The 6516-nt window shown below is 45.5% G+C and carries 6 protein-coding genes; all 6 read left to right on the forward strand.

Annotation, left to right across the window (positions count from 1 at the left end; translation table 11 throughout):
* Positions 1-169 precede the first annotated feature (169 nt).
* Positions 170-907 (forward strand): Stp1/IreP family PP2C-type Ser/Thr phosphatase, encoded by a 738-nt coding sequence (locus tag RYO92_RS10550; protein ID WP_315370347.1) that lies wholly within the window; start codon positions 170-172, stop codon positions 905-907.
* The gene (locus RYO92_RS10555; protein WP_315370348.1) at positions 907-2949 is read left to right on the forward strand and encodes a protein kinase domain-containing protein; all 2043 of its coding nucleotides are present in this window, start codon (positions 907-909) and stop codon (positions 2947-2949) included. Before RYO92_RS10550 ends, RYO92_RS10555 begins: the two co-directional genes overlap by 1 nt.
* Position 2950: 1 nt before the next feature.
* Complete coding sequence (gene rsgA, locus RYO92_RS10560) at positions 2951-3850, forward strand: ribosome small subunit-dependent GTPase A (protein WP_007155927.1); 900 nt, start codon at positions 2951-2953, stop codon at positions 3848-3850.
* A gap of 10 nt (positions 3851-3860) precedes the next feature.
* Positions 3861-4526 carry a ribulose-phosphate 3-epimerase gene (gene rpe, locus RYO92_RS10565; RefSeq protein WP_315370349.1) on the forward strand — a complete coding sequence of 222 codons (666 nt, stop codon included), beginning with the start codon at positions 3861-3863 and terminating at the stop codon, positions 4524-4526.
* A 44-nt stretch (positions 4527-4570) separates the two neighbouring features.
* A complete protein-coding gene (serS, locus tag RYO92_RS10570) occupies positions 4571-5893 on the forward strand; it encodes a serine--tRNA ligase (RefSeq protein ID WP_315370350.1) in 1323 nt (440 codons plus the stop codon).
* Positions 5894-6052: 159 nt separating this feature from the next.
* Positions 6053-6516 (forward strand): ABC transporter ATP-binding protein (locus RYO92_RS10575; protein ID WP_315370351.1); only part of this gene is annotated, 464 nt, incomplete at its 3' end.

Below are 6516 nucleotides of genomic sequence, written 5' to 3' on the forward strand. Positions count from 1 at the left end.
AATCCTATTAAAGAAAGGACTTTTGCACCGCCGGACCGGAAGAGGGTGTATGCTTTTCAGGAGTATTTGCAGAAAAGAGGAATTACCTGTACGGTAAGAAGAGAGATGGGGGCAGATATTGCCGGAGCTTGCGGACAATTACGAAGGGATGGAACAAAAGGGGCTTAAGATGGAGTTTTTTGCAAAAACGGATCAGGGAAAAATGCGAAAAATGAATCAGGATTTTCTTTTCGCCACAGGGGATGCCCTGGGGAAATTTCCCAATCTTTTTCTTTTGGCAGACGGAATGGGAGGACACAGAGCCGGTGACTTTGCCTCCCGCTATTTGGTGGAAAGTCTAACGACGCTTTTAAAACAGGAGGAAGAACTGCCTTTGGTGCGAAGCTTGGAGAAGGCAATACAGAAGATGAATCTGGAGCTGCTTCGTCTTTCCCAAAGCAATATCCATTTACAGGGGATGGGAAGTACCTTGGTTACCGCCTTTGTAGAGGGAAACAGCATTGTTTTCTCCAACATTGGAGACAGTAGAGCCTACCTTTTTCAAAGAAATCGTCTGCGGCAGATTACCAGAGACCACAGCTATGTGGAGGAGATGATTCAGAGAGGAAAAATGATTCGAGGCTCTGAGGAATACCAAAAGAGTAAGAACATGATTACCCGGGCGGTTGGCGTGGAAAAGTACCTGGAAGTGGACTTCTTCGAGGAGGAGTGGGAGGAAGGAGATTTATTTTTCCTTTGCTCCGACGGCCTTAGCAATATGGTGGATCAGGAAAGTATGGTACAGATTTTAAAGGATGACTCCAGTTTGGAAGAAAAGGGAGAGGCTTTGATTACCTTAGCCAATATTAATGGGGGAAAAGACAATATCGCCTTGATTTTGGTGAAACCCGGAAAGGAGCAGGGATAATGAAATGGGAAAAAGGAACTCTGCTACAGGATCGATATAGTATAGAAGCCCTCATTGGAGAGGGAGGCATGAGCTATGTATACCGTGCCAGAGATCAAAAATTAGGAAGAACCGTAGCCATAAAGGTCTTAAAGCAGGATTATGCAGAGGATCAGGAATTTGTTCGAAAATTTCAGGACGAAGCCAAGGCTGCCGCAAAGCTGAATCATTTGAATATTGTCTCTGCCTATGATGTTGTGGATGAAGGGGATACGCACTTTATCGTCATGGAATTGGTGGAGGGAATTACCTTAAAGAACTATATCCATAGAAAGGGAAAATGCTCGGAGCGAGAAGCTATCGGCATTGCACTTCAGCTTGTGGAAGGTATGGATACCGCTCATAAGATGGGGATTGTGCACAGAGACATTAAGCCTCAGAATATGATTGTCAGCACCGAAGGGGTGGTGAAAATTGCCGATTTCGGAATTGCCAGGGCCGCAAGCCAAGAAACAGCCAATACGGCGGTGATGGGTTCCGTACATTATATTTCACCGGAGCAGGCAAGACGAGGGGTTTCCGACCAGCGTTCCGATATTTATTCCCTGGGTTGCACCATTTATGAAATGCTTACCGGAAAGCTTCCCTATGCAGGAGAGAATTCCATGGCGGTAGTTTTTTCCCACATGGAAGATCCTATTCCCCGGGTAAGGGATTTGGAGCCTGAGGTTTCCCCTGCCTTAGATTATGTGGTTTGGAAGGCTATGCAGAAAAAGCCCTCTGCCCGTTATCAAAGTGTGGAGGAGCTGCGGGATGACTTAAATCTTGCTTTGGAAGACCCGGAAGCCGGTTTTTTAAACGACAGACAGGATGAGGGAGACGAGTCCGTTTCCCGTCAGGCCAGACAGGAAATGGATAAAGGCATTTCCCGACTGTATAAAGCCTTGGCCATTTTGTCCGTAGTTTGTATCCTGGGCGTATTTCTTTTCCTAGGCTTTAAATTAGTGGGTATGCTTCGATCCGTAAAGGATCTTTCTCCCAAGACGGAAAGCGCAACGGAGAAGGAAACGGAGGAAAGCACCCAGGTAGCGATTACCATTTCCGCCTTAGACAGCTTACTGCCGGATATTGTGGGAAAGACCATTCCCGAGGCGGAGAAATATCTCTCCTCTTATGACATTAAGATTTATCCGGAAAAGGAGGAATTTTCCGAGAAATACGAGGAAGGACAGATTATTTCCTACCCCAGTGGAAAATATGGGGTCAGAAGCCGATTGTACGTGACGGTTTCCAAGGGAAGTAAGGTACTGGTATTTTATGATAAGGAGCATCCTGAGGACTTAACGAAGCTTCAGCAGATGGAGCTCAGCACGGTAGAGAAGGAGTTAAAGGATAGAGAGATTCCCTACAAGGTGCTTGAGCAAATGTCGAATACGGTGGAAAAGGGGTATCTGATCAGTACCAACAAGGCGGATACATCAGAGCCGGGAGAGCTGGAGCTTGTAGTCAGTACCGGAATTCCGGATAACTGGGCCGTGGTTCCGGATCTTACTAATCTTTCCGAGAAAGAAGCCATTTCCGCCTTGGAGGATGCCGGTTTGGAAGCCGGAGTGATTTCCTATATTCCCAGCACAAGCGTAGCAAAGGGTGTGGTGCTGAAGCAGTCAGTAGCAAAGGACAGCTATGTGGAAAGAGGACAGGCAATTCCCTTCAGCGTAAGCTCCGGTCCGGATGGGGAAAGCAGTACAAAGCTTGCCCCCTCCGATGACAACAGCAAGGCTTGGGTATCCAGCATAAATCAAACCGTTGTTTTGGGAAGTGGCGGTCCCGGTGTTGAAGGTACCGTCTTAGTGGTAGTTTATCTTCGACAAGACGTAAACGGAGAAAGCCGGTACACCACCCTGCAAGCCGCAAGATCCTATGTAATCGGAAGCGAAATGCAGTTAAGCATTGGTCGAATCAAGGGAATTGCCGGACTTTCCAAGGGTACCGTGGAAGTAGTGGATGCGGAGAAGGATAGGGTTCTGGCCGCCTATGATCTGGATTTCGCTCCGGAGGCTTAGGATGACAGGTAAGATAATTAAAGGCATCGGCGGATTTTATTATGTGGATACCAAGTCGGGAGTCTTTGAATGTCATGCCAAGGGGCTTTTTCGAAACAAGAAAGAAAAGCCCCTGGTAGGAGACATGGTGGAAGTGGAAGAGGTTCCTGACACGGAAAAAGAAATGGTGGGGCAGATTCTAAGGATTCTCCCTCGGAAAAATGAATTGATTCGCCCCTTAGTGAGTAATATTGACCAGGCGGCACTGGTTTTTGCGGTGAAGGAACCGGAGCCCTCCTTCCCCTTAATTGACCGTTTTCTTTTGCACCTGGAGGCAAGAGAAATTCCCTGTATGCTTTTCTTTAATAAGAGAGATTTGCTATCGGAATGTGAAGCGGATTATCGGGAGAAAATGCAGAGTATCTATGAAAAAGCAGGCATTCCCGTTTATTTTTTCCAAAGTAATACGAAAGAAGACCGGGAGGAAATCCTCAAGCTTTTAAAGGGAAAAACCACTGTTTTTTCCGGACCCTCCGGTGTGGGAAAGTCCAGTATGATTAATCTACTGTTGGAAGACAGGAGGATGGAGACAGGAAGTCTTTCCGAAAAAATCAAAAGAGGAAAGAATACCACAAGACATGCGGAATTTTTCTCTCTGGGAGAAGACAGCTATGTCTTGGATACTCCCGGTTTCACCTCTTTATTTCCACCGGATATCTCTCCCGAGAATCTGCGGTATTTCTATCCGGAGTTTGAAGAGTATCGGCAGTCCTGCCGCTATAATACCTGCTACCATTTGGGAGAGAAGAAGCAGGATTGCGGAGTAAAGCAGGCGGTGGAAAAGGGAGAGATTGCCCCGGAGCGTTACGAAAGTTACAAGAGCTTATATCAGGAGATTGTACAGGAAAGAAAGAATTATTAAGGAGGTTTCCGTGAAAAATCGATTATCCCCGTCTATATTGGCGGCAGACTTTTCCGCCTTACAGGAGGATGTGGCTTTAGCTGAGGCTGCAGGTGCGAAAAGCTTTCATTTTGACATTATGGACGGGCATTTTGTGCCCAATATTTCCTATGGAGCTGGAATTGTTTCCGCCTTACGGAATAAGTCCAAAGCCTTTTTTGATGTGCATCTGATGGTGGAGGAGCCGGACTTTTTCTTTGCCGATTACAAAAAGGCGGGAGCAGACAGAGTTTCTGTTCATGTGGAGGCGGTAAAACATTTGGATCGTTCTTTGCAGGCAATACGAGAGCTTGGTATGGAAGGAGGCGTTGCTTTGAATCCTGCCACATCCCTGTCCACAATAGAAGAAATTCTTCCCATTTGTTCCTATATTTTGATTATGTCTGTAAATCCGGGCTTTGGAGGGCAGAGCTTTATCCCTTATACCTTGGAGAAGATTAAAAGGCTTCGGAAAATGGCAGAAGAGAGAGCCCTTCCCTTGGAAATCGGTGTAGACGGGGGAGTAAAATTGGACAATATTTCTCCGATTCTGAAAGCCGGAGCCAACTTTATTGTGGCAGGCTCCTCCGTATTCGGAAAGAAAGACGAAATTGGAGAACGGGTAAAGAGTTTTAATAAGGTTCTTGAAAATGCCTAGGGGACAGTTTATAGTAAGGTAATAAAATAAAGGAGGGTCAGAGAATGCTGGATATTAAATTTGTGAGAGAAAATCCTGAAATTGTTAAAGAGAATATAAGAAAGAAGTTCCAAGATGAGAAGCTGAGTCTTGTGGATGAGGTTATTTCTCTGGATGTGGAAGCCAGAAAGGTGCAGATGGAAGCGGATGAGCTTCGTAGTAAAAAGAATCAGGTTTCCAAGCAAATCGGAGCTTTGATGGCGAAGGGAGAGAAGGAAGCGGCGGAAAATGCTAAAGAAGAGGTAGCTACATTCTCCCAGAGACTGGCAGAATTAGAGGAAAAGGAGCCGGCTTTACAGGAAGAAATTTTAAAAAGAATGATGGTTATTCCGAACATCATTGACCCCTCCGTACCTATCGGAAAGGACGATTCCTGCAACGTGGAGAATGAGCGTTTCGGGGAGCCTGTGGTTCCATCCTACCCCATTCCTTACCATGCGGATATTATGGACAGCTTTTCCGGTTTGGATTTAGATGCAGCAGGAAGAGTTGCCGGAAACGGTTTCTATTATCTGGTGGGAGATGTGGCAAGACTTCACTCTGCAGTGCTTTCTTATGCCAGAGATTTTATGATTGACAGGGGCTTCACCTATGTGATTCCTCCCTATATGATTCGTTCCAAGGTTGTGGACGGCGTAATGTCTTTCGCGGAAATGGATGCCATGATGTATAAGATTGAGGGAGAAGATCTTTACTTAATCGGTACCTCCGAGCACTCCATGATTGGACGTTTTATCGATCAGATTTTGCCGGTAGAGTCCCTTCCTTTGACCTTAACCTCCTACTCCCCCTGTTTCAGAAAAGAAAAGGGATCCCACGGTATTGAGGAGAGAGGTGTTTATCGTATCCACCAGTTTGAAAAGCAGGAAATGATTGTAGTTTGTGAGCCGGAAGAAGCTATGGACTGGTATAACAAGCTTTGGCAGAACACCGTAGACTTTTTCAGAAGTCTGGAGATTCCTGTTAGAACACTAGAATGCTGTTCCGGAGATTTGGCTGATTTGAAGGTTAAGTCCTGTGACGTGGAGGCTTGGTCCCCCAGACAGAAGAAGTATTTTGAGGTAGGTTCCTGCTCCAATTTGGGAGATGCACAGGCAAGACGTTTAAAGATACGTGTTAAGGGCGCGGATGGAAAGAATCATTTAGCCTTTACCTTAAACAATACCTGCGTGGCACCCCCCAGAATGCTGATTGCTTTCCTGGAGAACCATTTACAGGAAGACGGAACGGTAACCATTCCTAAGGCTTTACAGCCATATATGGGTGGTAAGGAAGTTTTGGTTCCCAAGTTCAATTCCGTAGAAAAAGAAAAAAATGCATTAAAATAAAGTTTTTTATAAATATTGTAACGGTGATGCCGCTTCTTTTGTCCTATCAGAAGAAGCGGTTTTATCGTTGTGAAAACATTCTCATTGCGTAGTAAGGGGCTATCCTCTATACTAGCTTAGTATTAGGGAAAGTAGGCTTTTCGCATAGAAAGGAAAAAAATGGAACCCATTATTTCCGTGAGGGATTTATATAAAATATTCAAGATAGGTGATACGGAGGTATATGCCTTAAATGGATTGAACTTTGACATCTATCAGGGAGAATTCATTGCCATTGTGGGTACCTCCGGTTCCGGAAAGTCAACCTGCCTGAATATGCTGGCAGGTCTGGAAAAGCCCAGTAAGGGCAGCATCACCATCACCGGAGAGTCCATTGAAAAAATGAATGAGAAACAGCTGGTGGCTTTTCGAAGGATGCATGTAGGCTTCATTTTCCAAAGCTACAATTTGATTCCCTTTCTGAATGCCATGGAAAATGTAGCCATGCCTCTGATGTTTCGAGGAGTTTCCAAAGAGGAAAGAAACAAAAAGGCTTTGGAATATCTGGAGCTTATGAACATCGGCAAAGAAGCCAACCGTTCTCCCAACCAGATGTCCGGAGGACAGCAGCAAAGAGTGGGTAT

Source organism: Oribacterium sinus (assembly GCF_963553175.1).
Taxonomy (GTDB): domain Bacteria; phylum Bacillota; class Clostridia; order Lachnospirales; family Lachnospiraceae; genus Oribacterium; species Oribacterium sinus_B.

Bases quoted from the DNA above. Each gene is read 5' to 3' on its own strand.
- RYO92_RS10550 (WP_315370347.1), top strand. From the start codon at position 170: ATGGAGTTTTTTGCAAAAACGGATCAGGGAAAAATGCGAAAAATGAAT.
- RYO92_RS10555 (WP_315370348.1), top strand. From the start codon at position 907: ATGAAATGGGAAAAAGGAACTCTGCTACAGGATCGATATAGTATAGAA.
- rsgA (WP_007155927.1), top strand. From the start codon at position 2,951: ATGACAGGTAAGATAATTAAAGGCATCGGCGGATTTTATTATGTGGAT.
- serS (WP_315370350.1), top strand. From the start codon at position 4,571: ATGCTGGATATTAAATTTGTGAGAGAAAATCCTGAAATTGTTAAAGAG.